Below are 16,064 nucleotides of genomic sequence, written 5' to 3'. Positions count from 1 at the left end.
GCTTCGATGGCGGCGTTCAGTGCCAGCAGATTGGTCTGTTCGGCGACATCCTTGATCAACTGCACAAACTGGCGGATCTGGCTGGTCTTGCTATTGAGCGAGTCCATGGATTCTGCGGTTTTCTGCTGGGCCTGGGCAATTTCATCAAAGCTCTGTGCCAGCGTATCCACCGCGCCACGGGTGTGGTGCAGGGTGGTGACCGCATCGGCCGCTGCACCGAAATTGTTTTCCATCAGTGCCGCCAGCTCGGCGAAGGAACCACGAATGCTGGACAGGCTGATGCAGAAGTCGCCAAAGGGCTCGACATAGCTTTGATTGCGCTGCGTCTGGCTCTGTTGTGCGCTGATTTGTGCTTCGGCCTGCTGGCGTGCCTGTTCGCTGTCCTGTAACTGCCGTTGGCTCTGTTGCAGCGCGCTTTCCAGTTCGGTCACCCGATCTTGCAGTTGCTGTATGCGCTTTTTGTTGCCTGATCCAAACATTCTGTTTATCTCCCGGATACCAATTTTGTTTTATTTAAAGATTAATGGATTTATTTTAAACACTTTACAGCGTTTTACCTGCGTCTGGCAAAGACAAAGCACTCGCCGCAAGCGGCTGTGGGTCAGCAAGCGTAGTTCTCTTGCTGCTGACTGCAGGTTTTTTAAATTCAATGGTTTAAATGATAAAGAGGGCTGGCAAGCTGCTCTTTGCGTCACGTCATAGGATGTTCATAAACCGCAGTGACGTTTTCCCTGGCGTAGCCTGGTCAATTTCATGTTTCTGATAAGCAATGCGTTTTTTCTTGCTTAGTTTTGGCGGGGCAGTTTGCTAGATTGGTGTGCATCAACAAAACCCACACCCATTACTGGAAAGCATGATGAACAACGCCAAACTGCCCCGCCTTACCCTGATTGCGGCCTCGCTCACCTTGCTCAGCGGTCTTGCGCTGGCTGCCGATACCGTGACCATTGCCTACCAGACCGGCATCGACCCCACCAAGATTCCGCAGGCCGATGGTGCTTATGAAAAAGCCACCGGCAGCCAGATCAACTGGCGCAAGTTTGAAAGCGGTTCGGAAGTGATTGCCGCCGTGGCCTCGGGCGATGTGGTGATTGGCAATCTGGGTTCCAGCCCGCTGGCTGCTGCTGCCAGCCGTGGCCTGCCCATTGTCACCTTCCTGGTGGCGGATGAAATCGGTGATGCCGAGGCACTGGTGGTGCGTAATGGCAGCAAGATCAGCAAGCCGCAAGACCTGATCGGAAAAAAGGTGGCCGTGCCCTATGTGTCCACCACCCATTACAGCCTGTTGGCCTCGCTGAAGCACTGGAAGGTCGATCCGACCAAGGTGAATGTGCTGAACCTGCGCCCGAGTGAAATTACCGCCGCCTGGCAGCGTGGTGATATTGATGCCGCCTATGTGTGGGACCCGGCACTGGGCAAGATCAAGGCCAGTGGCAAGGTGCTGACCAGTTCGGCGCAAGTGTCCAAGTGGGGTGCGCCGACTTACGATATCTGGATTGTGCGCAAGGACTTTGCCGATGCCCATCCGGAATTCGTCAACAAGTTTGCCAAGGTGTCGCTGGATGCCATCGCCGGCTATGTGGCCAACCCCAAGGCCTTTATTGCCAACAAGGACAATATCGACAAGATCAGCCGCCTGACTGGCGCCGCGCCGGCCGATGTGGTGCTGGGCTTGCAGGGCAACCGTTTCCTCACCCAGAAAGACCAGATTGCCCTGCTGCAAAAGCCCTTCGTGCAGGCCGTGGCCAATACCGCAGCCTTCCTCAAGTCGCAGGGCAAGGTGGACAGCCTGCAGGCTGATTACAGCCCCTATGTGAGCAATCAGTTCGTCAAGGCGGCGAAATAAGCCATGTCCAGCCTGTCTGCCAATCAGGTCACGGTGCGCTATCCCGGGCAGACCCGCCCGGCCCTGGCCGGGGTATCGCTGGATATCGGCCCGGACGACCTCACTGTCGCGCTGGGTCCGTCCGGCTGCGGCAAAACCACCTTGCTCAATCTGTTCGCTGGTTTTGTTAAGCCCGATAGCGGCACGATCAGCTTTGCTGGCCAGCCGGTGACGGGGCCGGGGGCCGAGCGGGCGGTGGTGTTTCAGCATGATGCCTTGCTGCCCTGGCTGAATGTGCGTGACAACGTGGCCTTTGGCCTGCGCCTGCAAGGGGTGGCCAAGGCCGAACGGCTGGCGCGGGCCGACGAGGTACTGCGCCTGGTTGACCTGCCCGAAGCCGGCGGTCGCTATAGCTGGCAGCTGTCCGGCGGGCAGCGTCAGCGGGTGGGCATTGCCCGTGCGCTGGCCAGCCATTCGCAGGTATTGCTGATGGATGAGCCCTTTGGCGCACTGGATGCCTTTACCCGCGAGCAGATGCAGGAACTGTTGCTGAAAGTGTGGCAGCAGGCACGCCGCCGTATCTTTCTGATTACCCACGATATCGAGGAAGCGCTGTTTCTGGCCACCGAGCTGGTGCTGATGTCGCCAGGGCCGGGACGCATTGTCGAGACGCTGCGACCTGGCTTCAGTCAGCGTTACCGCGCCGGGGAGTCGGCGCGGGCCATCAAGTCGGACCCGGCCTTTATCGCCCTGCGTGAACAGCTGCTGGCCACGCTGTTTGATCACCGGCGCAAGCCGGAGGAGGAGCTTGCATGAATACGCTGGAAACTTCACTGGAACAACGGCTGGTGGCCGCTGCGCCGAAAGGGGTGCCGGACGAGATCGAAGCGGAGGCCGCCGCCTTGAGTCCGAGCGTATGGGCACAATATCGCCGTGGCTGGCTCAGTGGCATCAGCCTGCTTGGCCTGCTGGCGCTGTGGTGGGGGCTGTCGCATAGCGGCATCGTGCCACCGCTGTTCCTGCCCTCTCCGGAGGCTGTACTGGCCAAGCTGATCACCGTCAGCACCCAGGGCTTCATGGATGCCACGCTGTGGCAGCATCTGGCGGCCAGCCTGCAACGTATCGTGCTGGCCCTGGCGGGTGCAGTGCTGCTGGGTATCCCGCTGGGTGTGCTGATGGGCGTCAGCCCGGTGGCGCGCGGTCTGCTCGATCCCTTGATCGAAGCCTATCGCCCGGTGCCTCCGCTGGCCTATCTGCCGCTGATCGTGATCTGGTTCGGTATTGGCGAATTGTCCAAGGTGCTGCTGATTTTCCTGGCGGTACTGGCCCCGGTCATCATCGCCACCAGTCATGGTGTGGCACAGGTCAGCCGTAACCGCCTGCGTGCAGCGCAGACGCTGGGTGCCAGCCGCAGCCAGTTGCTGTGGTTTGTCATCCTGCCCGAGGCCTTGCCGGAAATCCTCACCGGCATCCGCATCGGCCTGGGTACCGGCTGGTCCACCCTGGTGGCGGCCGAACTGGTGGCGGCCACGCGCGGGCTGGGTTTCATGGTGCAGTCGGCGGCGCAGTTCCTGGTGACCGATGTGGTGATTCTGGGCATTGCCGTCATCGCGGTGATCGCCTTTGCGCTGGAACTGGGTTTGCGTCTGTTGCAGCGGCGACTGGCACCCTGGCATGGCCAGTTGGATTAAGACCCGCCAACAAAACCCCCGCGCCTGCGTTGCACCTCCTTGCCGTACTACTTGTACTGTCTGCGTCGGCGCGCCTTGGCTCGGGTTCTCTACGAGGTTTTGTTAGTGGCTCTAAAGAGATTTCATGGCCGCTGCCTGTGGCGGCGGCCAGAACCGAATACTGCAAGGAATATAAGATGAGTCTGACTCTTACCCGTTTGTCCCCGGCGCTGGGTGCCATTGTCGAAGGCGTGGATCTGGCGCAGCCGCTGACCGACAGCCAGCAGCAGGAGATACACCAGGCGCTGCTGCAGCACCAGGTGCTGTTCTTCCGTGAGCAGGACATCAGCCCGCGCCAGCAGCGTGATTTTGCCGCCCGCTTTGGTGATCTGCACACCCACCCCATCTACCCGCAGCATCCGGATGCGCCGCAGGTGATGATTCTGGATACCGACGCGTTCGACCTGAAAGACAATGCCATCTGGCATACCGATGTCACCTTCATCGAAACCCCGCCGGCGGCTGCGGTGCTGGCGGCGCGCCAGCTGCCGGAGTTTGGTGGCGATACCCTGTGGGCCAGCAGCTTTGCCGCCTGGGATGCGCTGTCCGACCGCCTGAAAACCTTGCTGGAGGGGCTGACCGCCACCCACGACTTTACCAAGACCTTCCCGCTCAAGCGTTTTGGCCTGACGCCGGCCGACCGCGCGAAATGGGAGCAAACCCGGCGCGACAATCCGCCGCTGAGCCACCCGGTGGTGCGTACCCACCCAGAGAGCGGGCGCAAGGGCTTGTTTGTGAATGGTGGTTTCACTACCGAAATCAACGAATTGCCGGAAGAAGAGGGCGCAGCCTTGCTGGCTTTCCTGCTGGCTCATCAGGCGCGGCCGGAGTTCAGCATCCGCTGGCGCTGGCAGGCCGGGGACGTGGCTTTCTGGGACAATCGTTCCACCAGCCATTATGCGGTGGACGATTACCGCCCGACGCGCCGCATCATGCACCGTGCCACCATCCTGGGCGACAAGCCGTTCTGAGCGGCCGAGTGTGAGTCAGCGAAACAAAAAGCCACCCCTCGGGGTGGCTTTTACATGGCTGGCAGCTGGGGGCTTATTCGACAAAACGCATCTTGAACAAGCGACCCTTGATCTTGCTGACCGACAATTGTTCGAAGGCTTGCTGGGCGATGTCGCGTTGCAGGGCAACAAAGCTGGCACCTTCCAGCACGTTGATCTTGCCGACATGGCTGCCGGCAATGCCGCCTTCGCCGGTCAGTGCACCCAGAATGTCGCCGGGGCGCAGCTTGTCACGTTTGCCGCCGGCAATTTCCAGCGTCACCATGGCCGGAATCAGCTGGCCGCCCGGAGCCGGGGTCAGTTCGGTGACTTCGGCCCAGGTGAGCGGGGCTTTCTGGTAATCCTCGATTTGCACCAGACGACGCGCATCGTTTTCGCAGGTCAGGGTCATGGCCAGGCCATGCAGCTCGCCGCGACCGGTACGGCCGATACGGTGAATGTGGATTTCCGGGTCGTGGCTCACGTCCACATTGATCACCAGATCCAGCTCCTTGATATCCAGGCCACGGGCGGCCACGTCGGTGGCCACCAGCACGGTGGTGCTCTTGTTGGCAAAGCGCAGCAGGATCTGGTCGCGGTCGCGCTGTTCCAGATCGCCATACAGTGCCAGTGCCGAGAAGCCGCGTTTTTGCAGGTCTTTCACCAGCTCCTTGCAGCGTTCCTTGGTATTGCAGAAGGCCAGTGCCGAAGCCGGGCGCACATGCTGCAGGATGCGGGTGACGGTTTCCAGGCGGGTTTCCGGCTTCACCTTGTAAAACCATTGTTCGATATGGTCGCCGCTATGCAGGGCTTGTACTTTCACTTCCACCGGCTGGCGCAGGAACTGCGCGCTGGCCTTGCGGATGGTGTCCGGGTAGGTGGCCGAGAACAGCAAGGTCTGGCGGGTGCGCGGGCAGGCGCGCACGATGCCGACGATTTCTTCGATGAAGCCCATGTCAATCATGCGGTCGGCCTCGTCCAGCACCAGCATTTTCACATTGGACAGATCCAGCGACTGGCGGAACAGGTGGTCCTGCAGCCGGCCAGGCGTGCCCACCACGATGTGCGCACCGTGTTCCAGCGAGCCGCGCTGCGGGCCCATGGGCGAGCCGCCAGTGAGGGTGACCACCTTGATATTGTCGATGCTGCGGGCCAGGCGGCGGATTTCCTGCGCCACCTGGTCGGCCAGTTCGCGGGTGGGGCAGAGCACCAGGCCCTGCACGGCGAACCAGCGCGGATTGATGCCGGCCAGCATGCCAAGGCCGAAGGCTGCCGTTTTGCCGCTACCGGTCTTGGCCTGGGCGATCAGGTCGCGTCCTTCCAGAATCACCGGCAGGCTTTCGGCCTGGATGGGGGTCATGCTGTGGTAACCGAGGCTGTCCAGGTTGGAGAGCAGGGCTTCAGGCAGCGCGGTGAGGCTGGAAAAGGCGATTTTTTTCACGGACTTGGCGATGTAACGACAGAAAGGGTGGGCAGTGTAACAGCTGCAGCGGCATTGTCCAAACAAGCCTTGCTGCACGTGGGCTAAAGCTGGCGGCTTGTGGCATTTTTTGCTGTGTGCTGAATGACTTGGCGCTGGCGGCGGTTTTCTGGCGCAAGAAAAAACGCCAGTGAGCGGCTCACTGGCGTTGTCGGTGGTGTTATCCGGCTTATACCTTGAAGCGGGCCACCGAATCGTTCAGGCCGGCGGCCAGGCTTTCCAGCTCTTCTGCCGAGCGCACGGTGTGCTGGATGGCACTGTCATTGGTGCTGGCCAGTTCGGCGATGCTGTCGATATTGCGGGTGACGCGCTGGCTGGTTTCGCGCTGCTGCTCGGTTACCTGCACGATCTGGCGCAGGCCATTGCGTACGGCGGTGGCCGAGTCGCTGGCCGATTCCAGCACGCTGGCCACTTGTCCTGCCGACTGGTGGCTGGCTTCCAGCGAGGTCAGGCTGGCGGCCACCGCCTGGCGTACCGCTTCGGTCTTGTGGTTGAGCGCACCAGTGACGGTGTCGATTTCGCGGGCGGACAGGGCAGATTTTTCCGCCAGCTTGCGTACTTCATCGGCCACCACGGCAAAGCCGCGCCCGGCTTCCCCGGCGCGGGCTGCTTCAATGGCGGCATTCAGCGCCAGCAGATTGGTCTGTTCGGCGATGTCGCGTACCTGTTGCGTCATGCTGGTGATGGAGCTGGTGGATTTCACCAGCTCGGTTTCCGCCTCGGCCATCATTTCCACCGCCTGCTGCACCTGATTGACTTCCTGTTGCAGCTGGGTGAGGTCGCGGCGGCCCTGTTGCGAGCGCTGCAGGCTTTCGTCCGACTGTTCCAGCACCTGTTCGGCGTGGCGGGCGATTTCGCCGATATGCTGTGCCAGCTGCTCCACGGCTTGTGCCGCATCCTGCGACTGGGCGTTCTGGGTACGTGAACTGTCAGCCAGTTTTTCTGCACCACTGCTGAGCTGGCCTGCGGAGGAGGCCACCGTGCGGGCGGCGCTGCCAACCTGTCGCACCAGATCGGCAATCGAGCCCAGCATCTGGTTGAACAGGCCGGCGGTCTGGCCGATTTCATCCTGATGGCGCACTTCCAGCCGGCGGGTAAGATCGCCTTCGCCCTTGGCCAGTTCGGACAGGCCGCCGGCCATGGCTTGCAGCGGCCGGGTGACGAAGCTGCGGATAAAGAAGAAGACCACCGCCATCAACGGTAGCGAGGCAATGAGGGCGAACAGAATGCTCTGGTTACGGAACTGGGTGACCGAGGCATAGGGTTTTTCCAGCGAAATGCGCATGCTGACCGCACCCAGCGGTGTGCCGGCACTCACCTGGTGGCAAGCCATGCAGTTTTTGCCCAGATAGTTGCTGGCGGCGCGCGCCGGGTACACCACATGCAGGTGTTCGCCCAGCTGCGGGGTGGATTCGATGGCGATATAAGGCTGGCCGCTGGCCAGCGCACCTTTTTCGGCCTCATCTGCCGCGTGCGCCTTGTCGCCGGCATTGCCGGGGCCAAACTGCTTGCTCACGGCGTCGCCACGGATCACCCGCAGCTCGCGCACCGCAGACAACTCCTTGATCTGATCCAGAAACACATCACGCTGACCCACCGTGCCGGTCATCATCATGCCGGTGAGGCCGGCCAGCGTCATTTCATTCATGCTGCTGGCCAGATCCTTGGCCTGGGATACGGCGATGTCGCGGCTGACCGTGGTTTCCCAGGCAATCAGCCCGCTCCATGCCACTACCAGACAGCACCAGATGGCGCTGGTCAGTCTCAGCCAGATTGGCCATTCGGAAAATTTTTTCATTGCAAACGGGAGCCCCGCCTCCTTTTGTTGTTGCTTATGTTTTTATTGAGCCGTCATGGCCTGTAACAGCGGCCAGCGTAACGTAGGTAATATTAACTGTGCTTGGTTTAAGTCAAATTTTTTCCCGCGATGGCTGCATTGGCACGATGCGGCTTGGGAGATCGCGTGATTTCTGCAACAATCCCGCCTCAATCAACAGGCAGCACCCTGGATCTGGCACTTGCGTGCTGCGCTCAGGGTGCTTGGCCACCAGTCAGGAGTCCTCATGCAGCAGCCCACGTCCTCATCCAGTGTCGCCATCATCGGCGGAGGTCCGTCCGGCCTGATGGCTGCCGAGGTGCTGGCGGCTGCGGGTGTGGCGGTGACGGTGTATGACGCCATGCCGTCGGTGGGGCGCAAATTCCTGCTGGCCGGTGTCGGCGGCATGAATATCACCCACGCCGAAGCCAAGGCCGATTTCCTCAGCCGCTACCGCGAGCGTGAGGCCGAACTGAGCGTATGGCTGCAGGATTTCGATGCCGACCGCTTACGCGAATGGGTGCATGGGCTGGGGGTGGAAACCTTTGTCGGCAGTTCCGGCAAGGTATTTCCGCGTGAGATGAAGGCTGCGCCCTTGCTGCGCGCCTGGTTGTCGCGCCTGCGCGAAGGCGGGGTGCAATTCCGTGTGCGCCACCGCTGGCTGGGCTGGGCTGCTGACGGCGCCTTGCGCTTCAGTACGCCCGATGGTGAATCGGAGGCTCAACACGCTGCCGTGTTGCTGGCACTGGGTGGTGGTAGCTGGAAAAAGCTGGGTTCGGATGGCAGCTGGTTGCCCTTGCTCAGCGAACAGGGTGTTGCCGTGCGGCCCTTGCTGCCGGCCAATTGCGGCTTTGACTGCAACTGGAGTGCGCACTTTGCCGACAAGTTTGCCGGCCAGCCGCTGAAATCGGTGACGCTGGAATTTACCGATCTGGCGGGCAATACCGTGCGCAAGACCGGCGAGTGCGTGGTGACGCGCTACGGCGTGGAAGGCAATCTGATCTATGCCTTTTCCGCCGCACTGCGCGACACGCTGCTGGCGCAGGGTTCGGCCACCTGTTATCTGGATTTGTTGTCACAGAAAAGCGCCGAACAGGTATTGAGTGAAGTCGCCCACCCGCGTGGCTCGCGTTCGCTGTCCAGCCATTTGCAAAGCCGGCTCAATCTCAAGGGTGTGCGCGCCGGCCTGCTGCGCGAGTGTCTGAGCAAGGAAGCCTTTACCGACATGAGCGCGCTGGCCGCCGGCATCAAGCGCCTGCCGCTGACCGTATATGCCACGCGACCCATCGACGAGGCCATCAGCACTGCCGGTGGTGTCCGTTTCGAAGCCATGGACGAGCGGCTGATGCTCAAGGCCCGGCCAGGTGTGTTTTGCGCCGGCGAAATGCTGGATTGGGAAGCGCCAACCGGCGGCTACCTGCTGACCGCCTGCCTGGCCAGTGGCCGTGCTGCCGGGCTGGGCATGCTGGACTGGCTGCGTCGCCCCCGGGCTGTTTGATTTGCTGTTGCGCCCTGCACGGCTGGCCATGGATTAAGGTCGCGGCTGACATGGCCGTGCCCCATGCCCGGGTCGGCCTGCGTGGCTGGGCCTGTCGGCCGCTATCTTCACCCCGCTTGGCCTAAGTCTGTCTTGGCCGCTGCGGTACAGTGCTGGCGCCATGTCGGCAGCGCCTGCCTAATCATCGTTTTACCCCCGCTACTGCTTTCCTTCCTTGCCGGCCCGTCATCGGCTGGTGCCTGCCGGTGATGTTCTTGCTCCGTGGCCTGAGTTTGCCATGTCAATGTCCTTGTCGGGCGGCTATACCTTAGCAATAGCCTGGCACTGCGGCAGCAAGCTTGCATCGTCCTGGCGCAATTCAGGGGTGGGTATGCACAAAAAAATCAGCAGCAAGGTACTGCAGACCTTGTCTATCAGTCGGGCGGTCTTGCTCATCGTCATCTTGCTGGGCGCAATCCAGCTGGCCTGGATTACCGAGTTGCTGGTGGCCTCCTGGGCCAACTATCAACAGGCCGAGCAGTTGATGCAGCTGAACAATATCAGCAGGCAACTGTACATGGCGGCCGACCTGTCGCGGCGCGAATCGATCCAGGCGCGCCTTTTGCTCAACCGCAGCACGGCGCCGGGCGAGGCGGATCATGCAGCCTTGTTGCGCTTGCAGCAGGGGGCGGATTTCTGGGCCGAGCAGGTCGTGCAGTCATTCCGCCAGTTGCCGGATGAGCGTCACTATGGCGAGCAGTTTGCCGGGCAATGGCAAAATTTCAAACGCTTGCGGCAAGAGGTCAATAGCCGGCTGGGTAAGTCCTTTGCCCGCGATGAAACCCTGAGCTATGGCCTGGAATTGGCGATGCGCACGCTGCAGGGCACGCTGAGCGCGATGATGGTGGAAACCGGCAACCGCCTTGATCTGAGCGGCAGTGCCGACATCAATCTGCTGGATACCATCAAACAGGATGGCTGGCTGGTGGCGCGCAGCCTGCGCGCCACCGCCATGGGGCTGGTGTTGCGCGCGGAGCTCAACTCGATGCTGAGTGAAACCGAGGAGGACGATTTGCGTGCCCGGCTGGAGCTGGCTGGCGTGTTGCTGGAAAAACTGCGCAGCGATGCCCGCTATGCCAATGACCCGCGCCTGACGCAGCGCATGCGGCAATTTTCCGCGCTTGCCCTGCAACTGAACATCCAGACCAAGCAACAAGTCCAGATACTGCGCGAGCATGGCGACAATCCGCTGGCCGCGGCCCAGCTGCAAAGCCAGCTGACGCTTACCCAGGATACGGCGCGCGATACCTTCATGCTCTTGTCGGACATGACTGGCGAACTGATCCGGCAGAATCATCAGCACTATCGCCGCCTGTTGCTGCGCGACAGCCTGCTGGGGGCTTTCTTGCTGATACTGGGCGTGGCCTTGCTGTATTTCATGGTGCGCAAGGTGCTGCAGCCGCTCAATCATCAGCAGCGCATGCTGGATGCCGCCGGTGACGCCATCATGACCATCAATGAGCAGGGCATCATCCAGAGCGCCGCTGCCGGTGCCGAGCGCATGTTTGGCTATCCGATGGGCGGTTTGCTTGGTTTGCCGATCGACCAGTTGCTACGCATGGGCGATGACCTGGGCAAGGCCATGCTGCTGGCCGGTGACGAGGTGGGCATCAATTTGCAGGGCCTGGGCATGGAGCGCAGCGGTCGCTGCTTTTTTGCCGGGCTGACCTTGACCCGCTACCAGGACAGCGCTGCCCATACCGTTTATCTGCTGATCATCCGGGATGAACACCAGCGCCGGCTGGCCGAACATTCGCTGGAGCGCAATCTGGACATGCTGTCAGCCATCTCCCATGTGGAAAACCTGATGCTGTGCCGCTGGCCACGGCAGCAGGTGCTGAACCGGCTGCTGGAAGAGTTCAAGCGCTTTGCCGCGGCGGCCGATGGTTTCCTGCTGGAGTTGTTCAATGTCAGCGATGGTTCGCTCAATATCAATTTGCAGGCCGGAGAATGGCCGGCGCATTTCCCCAGTCTCGCCAGCATCGGCCAGGAGCTGGACCCGGTCAGTTATCTGATGGCCGCCCTGGCCAACGAGCCGGCCTGGGTCAGTCTGCCGGTGGCGCAGGACGAGCAGGTTCACGCCATCATCTGCCTGCGTGGTGCCGACCCCTTGCTGGTGGAAAAGGATATCCGGCCACTGGTCAGCTCTTGTGCCAGCATTCTGGGCTTCTACGACGAGGAAGACCGTCGCCTGCATTCGGAAGCGCAGCTAAGGGCGGTGTTGCAGGAAGAGGAAGCGATCTATTCCGCCTCGCCGGTCGGACTGCTGCGGCTGAATGCCAATATGCAGATTGTGCGCGCCAACCGCATGGCCGAAGCGATGTTTCTCAGCGGCAAGGAACAGTTGCCAGGCCGGCATCTGATGGAGCTGGTGTTGTCCGACGAGGGCTGGTTCGAGCTGACCAGCCAGTTGAATGACATGGTGCAGCAGCAGACCAAGGTGGTCTGTGAGATCGAATGCAAGGCTGGTCACGGTGAACCGATCTGGGTCTTGTTCGAGGGCATGAACCTGTTTGCCGCGCAGCCGGAACAGGGTTCGATTCTGGCCTGCATCGATATTTCCGAGCGCAAGCAGGCCGAGCGCGAATTGCTGGAAGCGCGCGATCAGGCCAACTCGGCCAACAAGGCCAAGAGCGCCTTTCTCGCCACCATGAGTCATGAAATCCGCACGCCAATGAACGGCGTGCTGGGCATGCTGGAACTGCTGGCCATGACTCCGCTGGATGAAGAGCAGAAAGATTCGGTGGATACCATACAGGAGTCGGCCCGCACCTTGTTGCGGCTGATCGATGACATCCTGGATTTTTCCAAGATCGAGGCCGACAAGCTCGAGGTGGTGATGGCGCCCACACTGCTGCGGCCCCTGCTGGAACAGGTGCATACCCTGTATGCGCAGGCCGTCGCGCGCAAAGGGCTGGATTTCGTGCTGGAGATTGATCCGCGCGTGGCGGCCGCGGTGGTGGTCGACCCGTTGCGGGTACGGCAGATCTTGCAGAACTTCGTCAGCAATGCGGTGAAGTTCACTGCGCATGGCCGTATCACCTTGCGCGTGCTGTTGCTGGAAGAAGAGGCCCACGCGCAGACCTTGCGCTTCGAAGTGCAGGACACCGGCATCGGCATCAATGCCGAGGGGCTGGCCAAGCTGTTCCAGCCCTTTACCCAGGCTGAATCCGATACCTCACGCCGCTTTGGCGGCACCGGGCTGGGGCTGACCATCTGTCGCCGGCTGGCCAAGCTGATGGGCGGGGAAGTGAGCCTGGACAGCGCGGTCGGTCAGGGTAGCTGCGCCTCGCTATTGTTGGTGGCGGCGGTGGCTGATGTGCAGGCGCTGGAAGAATCGCTGCAACAGCTGCCGGGCGGTGCGGCCAGTTTGGTGGGCAATCAGGATCAGGCGACCCTGCCGATTCTGTTCGCTGAGGATAATCCCACCAATCGCAAGCTGGCGACCCTGCAGCTGGAAAAACTGGGTTACCGGGTGGAGCTGGCCGAAGACGGTGCCGAGGCTTATGCCAAGTGGCAGGACGGCCATTTCAGCCTGCTGCTGACCGACTGCCAGATGCCCAATACCGATGGTTACCAGCTGGCGCGGCTGATCCGCAATTACGAAGCAGAACACCCGGCCAGGCCGCCCACCATCATCATTGCCTGCACCGCCAATGCCGGGGTGGAAGAGCAGGAAAAAACCAGCGCCGCCGGCATGAATGATTTCCTCACCAAGCCGTTGTCCATCGTGGCCTTGTCGGCCATGCTGGACAAGTATCTGCAGCCGTCGCAGCAGTCTGCCGACAGCCATGCGGCCTAGCGCTGGCACCATCCCAAACCGCTGGCGCTCACGAGCTGGCCGCGCTGCAATGGTATTTGATGCAAATCAGACCATGCATTTTTTATGCAAGCATCTATGCTGAAAAAACAAGGCGCTGTGGTTTGCAGTCTTGCCGGTGTTGCCCGCCCGGGTAGAGACTGGCAGCGCCAAGTCATCCCAGTTTGATGTCGGAGATCAGAGCCATGAAACTTGACGATTTCAACCAGGTTGCCGACCTGATCGGCCTGAAAAAACGCTCGCGCGAAGCCGTGTGGCTGATGGAAGTGGAAGGCATGACCGGCTATTTTGCTGCACAGCAAATGGATATCAGTGAATCCACCGTTTCCCGTGCGCATACCCGCTTCCGTCTCGCGCTACGCAAGCTCAATGCCTTGTCCGGGCATCTGCCTTTATAGAATTTCTCCTGCGTTGTTGACTTGCAGCCCGGCCCCAAGCCGGGCTTTTTCTATGCAGCGTCGCCAGCAGCCTGCTGGCGCAGCCAGCTCAACAGTGCCTGTAGGCCGGGGTGATCGGCATAGCTGTCGGGGTAGGCCAGGTAATAGCCGCAGCCGGTTTCCAGTACGGTATCGAAGGGGCGCACCAGCCGGCCCTGTTGCAGCTCGTCCTTCAGCAGTGCCATATCGCCGATGGCCACCCCCAGCCCGCTGGCCGCAGCGGTCCAGGCCAGGTGGTGCAGGTCTACCACCTGATGCTTGTATTGCGTCAGCGAGCTGATCTGCTGGCTGGCCAGCCAGGCCATCCACTCCTCGTAGTCGCGGGTGGTATGAAACAGCGTCTGCCCCGCCAGATCCTCCAGGCAGGTCAGCTGCGACAGCATGCCGGGGGCACATACCGGGCTCAGTTTCTCCGCCAGCAGTAACTCGGCCTGCATATTGGGCCAGTGCCCGCGACCAAACAGGATGTAGGCCTGATCAATGCTCGGGTCCAGCTCCGAAGGCTCGTACACCATGCTGTCCATGCGCAGCTGGGTAAGCGGGTATTGCTGGTAGAAGCTGCCCAGCCTTGGCATCAGCCAGCGCACGGCAAACGTCACATACACCTGTAGCGACAGGATGTCGGTCTGGGTTTTCAGCCGCCTTTCCACTTCTTTCAGTCTTTCCACCACGTCTTGTGCCACCGGCAGCAGGGTGCGGCCCGATGGCGTGGGCTGTATCTGTCGGCTGTGGCGTTGTAGCAAGGGCGTGCCGTAATGCTCTTCCAGCAGGCGGATCTGCTTGCTGATGGCGCCCTGGGTCAGGAAGAGCCGGCGTGCCGCTTCAGTAAAGCTACCGCTCTGCACCACGGTCACAAAGGCACGCAGGGCGGAGAGCGAGGGAAGGTGATGGGTGTCGTTCATGACAGAATGGAATAGTTCCATGCCAATAATTCGTTCGTGCAAATTAGGTGATTTCCGTATGTTTGGCAACAAACAGCACCATCAAATGGAGACGCCATGTACCACGATTATGATTCCCAACGGCAATACACCCTGCAGCATGACCGCCGCCTGAGCGCCGCTGGCAACCATTTGCAATTCGAAGGGGTGGATCTGCCAGCGCTGGCCGCACAATTTGGCTCACCCTTGTTTGTCTATTCCGCGCCGGAAATCCGCCGCAATATCGCCGAAATCCAGCAGGCCTTTGCCGGCCATGCCGCCACCCGTATCTGCTATGCCTCCAAAGCCTGCTCGCTACTGGCCGTATTGCAAGTAGTGCGCGCGGCGGGCATCAGCATCGAGGCCAATTCTGTCAATGAAATCCGCCGCTGCCTGGCAGCTGGCTTTGTGGGCAGCGACATCGTCTACAACGGCGTGGTCAAGCGTGATGAAGAGCTGGAATTCGCCATCAGCCAGCAATTGCACGCCATCAATGTGGATAGCGAACAGGAACTGGTCGCCATCGACCGCATCAGCCGTCGCCTGGCGCAGCCGGTGCGCATCTGCCTGCGGGTGGAGCCCAATGTGAAAGCCGCCACGCATGAGGGCTTGATGACGGCTTTTCGCGCCAAGTCCGGTGTGGATCTGGCTGATGCCGAGCGGATTTGCCGCCAGGTCGCCGCCATGCCCTATGTCCGCCTGTGTGGCCTGCACATGCATGTGGGCGATCAGGTGCCGGATGCCGAGCCGTTTGCCGCGGCGACGCGCGTGCTGGTGGATACCGCGCGCCAGCTGGAGAAGGCCCTGAATATCCGTTTTGACATGATCAATGTCGGTGGCGGCATCCCCACGCCCTACCGCTATGCCAGCGACCGTGGCCTGGGAGGCCCGGAAAACATGCAGCCCAATATCGGGGCCGATGAATTTGCTGCGGCAGTGATTCGCGAAGTGCATGCCTGGCGCCAGGACATCGAAATCTGCATCGAGCCGGGGCGCAAGGTGGTGGGCAGCGCGGCGGTATTGCTCACCGGCCTGGTCAGCGGCAAGCGCAAGACCCTGCTCAATGAAGATGGCAGCGTGGAAGGCCAGGTGGACTGGCGCATGCTGGATGCCGGCTTCAACGCCATTCCGGATTACAAGGACTGGTATTTCTATATCTACAACGCCAGCCGCATTGCAGACAGCCACAATCAGCCGGTCAAGCTGGGCGGGCCGCTGTGCGATGGCGGCGACTATTTCCGCCACGGCCCGCTGGGTGAGCAGTTCCTGCTGCCCGAAGCCAGTGCCGTGGGCGATGTAGTGGCCTTTCTCGATGTAGGTGCCTATCAGCTGGAAAACCAGACGGTGTACAACGCCCAGCCACGTTCGGCCGCGGTGCTGATCGAGGACGCCGCTCATTACCGGCTGATCCGCCGTCAGGAACGCTTTGACGACATGTTGTTGCTGGAGCGTGACCTCGGCTGATGGTCAGAACTGTCTTGCCATACCGCCACGCCCCTTGACGGGTGTG

At 61.1% G+C, this 16,064-nt stretch carries 12 protein-coding genes; 8 read left to right on the top strand and 4 right to left on the bottom strand.

The genetic code is table 11. The features are described from left to right. Nucleotides 1–479: methyl-accepting chemotaxis protein (locus EAY64_RS13380; RefSeq protein WP_233566490.1), on the bottom strand; the 479-nt coding region annotated here is incomplete at its 3' end. A gap of 377 nt (nt 480–856) precedes the next feature. Between EAY64_RS13380 and tauA the strand changes: the two genes are divergently transcribed. The 4 genes from tauA to tauD all read left to right on the top strand — a co-directional run bounded on the left by tauA (nt 857) and on the right by tauD (nt 4,526). After that, nucleotides 857–1,846 carry a taurine ABC transporter substrate-binding protein gene (tauA, locus tag EAY64_RS13375; RefSeq protein ID WP_103525249.1) on the top strand — a complete coding sequence of 330 codons (990 nt, stop codon included), beginning with the start codon at nt 857–859 and terminating at the stop codon, nt 1,844–1,846. Between the two features lie 3 nt (nt 1,847–1,849). Next, on the top strand, nt 1,850–2,641 hold the full coding sequence (gene tauB, locus EAY64_RS13370) for a taurine ABC transporter ATP-binding subunit (protein WP_103525248.1): 792 nt from the start codon (nt 1,850–1,852) through the stop codon (nt 2,639–2,641). After that, nucleotides 2,638–3,516, top strand: a complete 879-nt coding sequence (gene tauC / locus EAY64_RS13365; protein WP_103525247.1) for a taurine ABC transporter permease TauC — start codon at nt 2,638–2,640, stop codon at nt 3,514–3,516. The genes tauB and tauC overlap by 4 nt, the downstream gene beginning before the upstream one ends. Nucleotides 3,517–3,692: 176 nt before the next feature. Then, nucleotides 3,693–4,526, top strand: coding sequence for a taurine dioxygenase (gene tauD, locus EAY64_RS13360; protein WP_103525246.1), 834 nt, complete (start codon nt 3,693–3,695; stop codon nt 4,524–4,526). 73 nt (nt 4,527–4,599) lie between these two features. Here tauD and dbpA read toward each other — a convergent pair whose 3' ends face one another. Continuing rightward, nucleotides 4,600–5,985 (bottom strand): ATP-dependent RNA helicase DbpA, encoded by a 1,386-nt coding sequence (gene dbpA / locus EAY64_RS13355; RefSeq protein WP_103525251.1) that lies wholly within the window; start codon nt 5,983–5,985, stop codon nt 4,600–4,602. Nucleotides 5,986–6,193: 208 nt separating this feature from the next. Continuing rightward, nucleotides 6,194–7,822 carry a methyl-accepting chemotaxis protein gene (locus EAY64_RS13350; RefSeq protein ID WP_103525245.1) on the bottom strand — a complete coding sequence of 543 codons (1,629 nt, stop codon included), beginning with the start codon at nt 7,820–7,822 and terminating at the stop codon, nt 6,194–6,196. 265 nt (nt 7,823–8,087) lie between these two features. Here EAY64_RS13350 and EAY64_RS13345 point away from each other — a divergent pair, with 265 nt between their 5' ends. The 3 genes from EAY64_RS13345 to EAY64_RS13335 all read left to right on the top strand — a co-directional run bounded on the left by EAY64_RS13345 (nt 8,088) and on the right by EAY64_RS13335 (nt 13,595). Continuing rightward, the gene (locus tag EAY64_RS13345) at nt 8,088–9,338 is read left to right on the top strand and encodes a TIGR03862 family flavoprotein (RefSeq protein WP_103525244.1); all 1,251 of its coding nucleotides are present in this window, start codon (nt 8,088–8,090) and stop codon (nt 9,336–9,338) included. A 370-nt stretch (nt 9,339–9,708) separates the two neighbouring features. Next, nucleotides 9,709–13,179: an ATP-binding protein gene (locus EAY64_RS13340; RefSeq protein ID WP_158604699.1), complete on the top strand. Its 3,471-nt coding sequence runs from the start codon at nt 9,709–9,711 to the stop codon at nt 13,177–13,179. 203 nt (nt 13,180–13,382) lie between these two features. Next, complete coding sequence (locus EAY64_RS13335; protein ID WP_059286182.1) at nt 13,383–13,595, top strand: sigma factor-like helix-turn-helix DNA-binding protein; 213 nt, start codon at nt 13,383–13,385, stop codon at nt 13,593–13,595. Nucleotides 13,596–13,645: 50 nt separating this feature from the next. Here the strand turns inward: EAY64_RS13335 and EAY64_RS13330 are convergent, their stop codons facing one another. Then, nucleotides 13,646–14,557, bottom strand: coding sequence for a LysR substrate-binding domain-containing protein (locus EAY64_RS13330; protein WP_103525242.1), 912 nt, complete (start codon nt 14,555–14,557; stop codon nt 13,646–13,648). A gap of 75 nt (nt 14,558–14,632) precedes the next feature. Between EAY64_RS13330 and dokD the strand changes: the two genes are divergently transcribed. Then, nucleotides 14,633–16,018, top strand: coding sequence for an ornithine/lysine decarboxylase DokD (gene dokD / locus EAY64_RS13325; RefSeq protein ID WP_103525241.1), 1,386 nt, complete (start codon nt 14,633–14,635; stop codon nt 16,016–16,018). Nucleotides 16,019–16,064: the final 46 nt, after the last annotated feature.

Origin of the sequence: Aquitalea palustris (assembly GCF_003693445.1) — a bacterium.
Classification (GTDB): Bacteria; Pseudomonadota; Gammaproteobacteria; order Burkholderiales; family Chromobacteriaceae; genus Aquitalea; species Aquitalea palustris.
The sequence above is the reverse complement of the archived record's forward strand: the minus strand, read 5'-3'. Positions and strand labels throughout refer to the sequence as shown.

What these genes read in the sequence shown, in the direction of transcription:
- tauA (WP_103525249.1), top strand. Translation starts at nt 857, where the DNA reads ATGAACAACGCCAAACTGCCCCGCCTTACCCTGATTGCGGCCTCGCTC.
- tauB (WP_103525248.1), top strand. Translation starts at nt 1,850, where the DNA reads ATGTCCAGCCTGTCTGCCAATCAGGTCACGGTGCGCTATCCCGGGCAG.
- tauC (WP_103525247.1), top strand. Translation starts at nt 2,638, where the DNA reads ATGAATACGCTGGAAACTTCACTGGAACAACGGCTGGTGGCCGCTGCG.
- tauD (WP_103525246.1), top strand. Translation starts at nt 3,693, where the DNA reads ATGAGTCTGACTCTTACCCGTTTGTCCCCGGCGCTGGGTGCCATTGTC.
- EAY64_RS13350 (WP_103525245.1), bottom strand. Translation starts at nt 7,822, where the DNA reads ATGAAAAAATTTTCCGAATGGCCAATCTGGCTGAGACTGACCAGCGCC.
- EAY64_RS13345 (WP_103525244.1), top strand. Translation starts at nt 8,088, where the DNA reads ATGCAGCAGCCCACGTCCTCATCCAGTGTCGCCATCATCGGCGGAGGT.
- EAY64_RS13340 (WP_158604699.1), top strand. Translation starts at nt 9,709, where the DNA reads ATGCACAAAAAAATCAGCAGCAAGGTACTGCAGACCTTGTCTATCAGT.
- EAY64_RS13335 (WP_059286182.1), top strand. Translation starts at nt 13,383, where the DNA reads ATGAAACTTGACGATTTCAACCAGGTTGCCGACCTGATCGGCCTGAAA.
- EAY64_RS13330 (WP_103525242.1), bottom strand. Translation starts at nt 14,557, where the DNA reads ATGGAACTATTCCATTCTGTCATGAACGACACCCATCACCTTCCCTCG.
- dokD (WP_103525241.1), top strand. Translation starts at nt 14,633, where the DNA reads ATGTACCACGATTATGATTCCCAACGGCAATACACCCTGCAGCATGAC.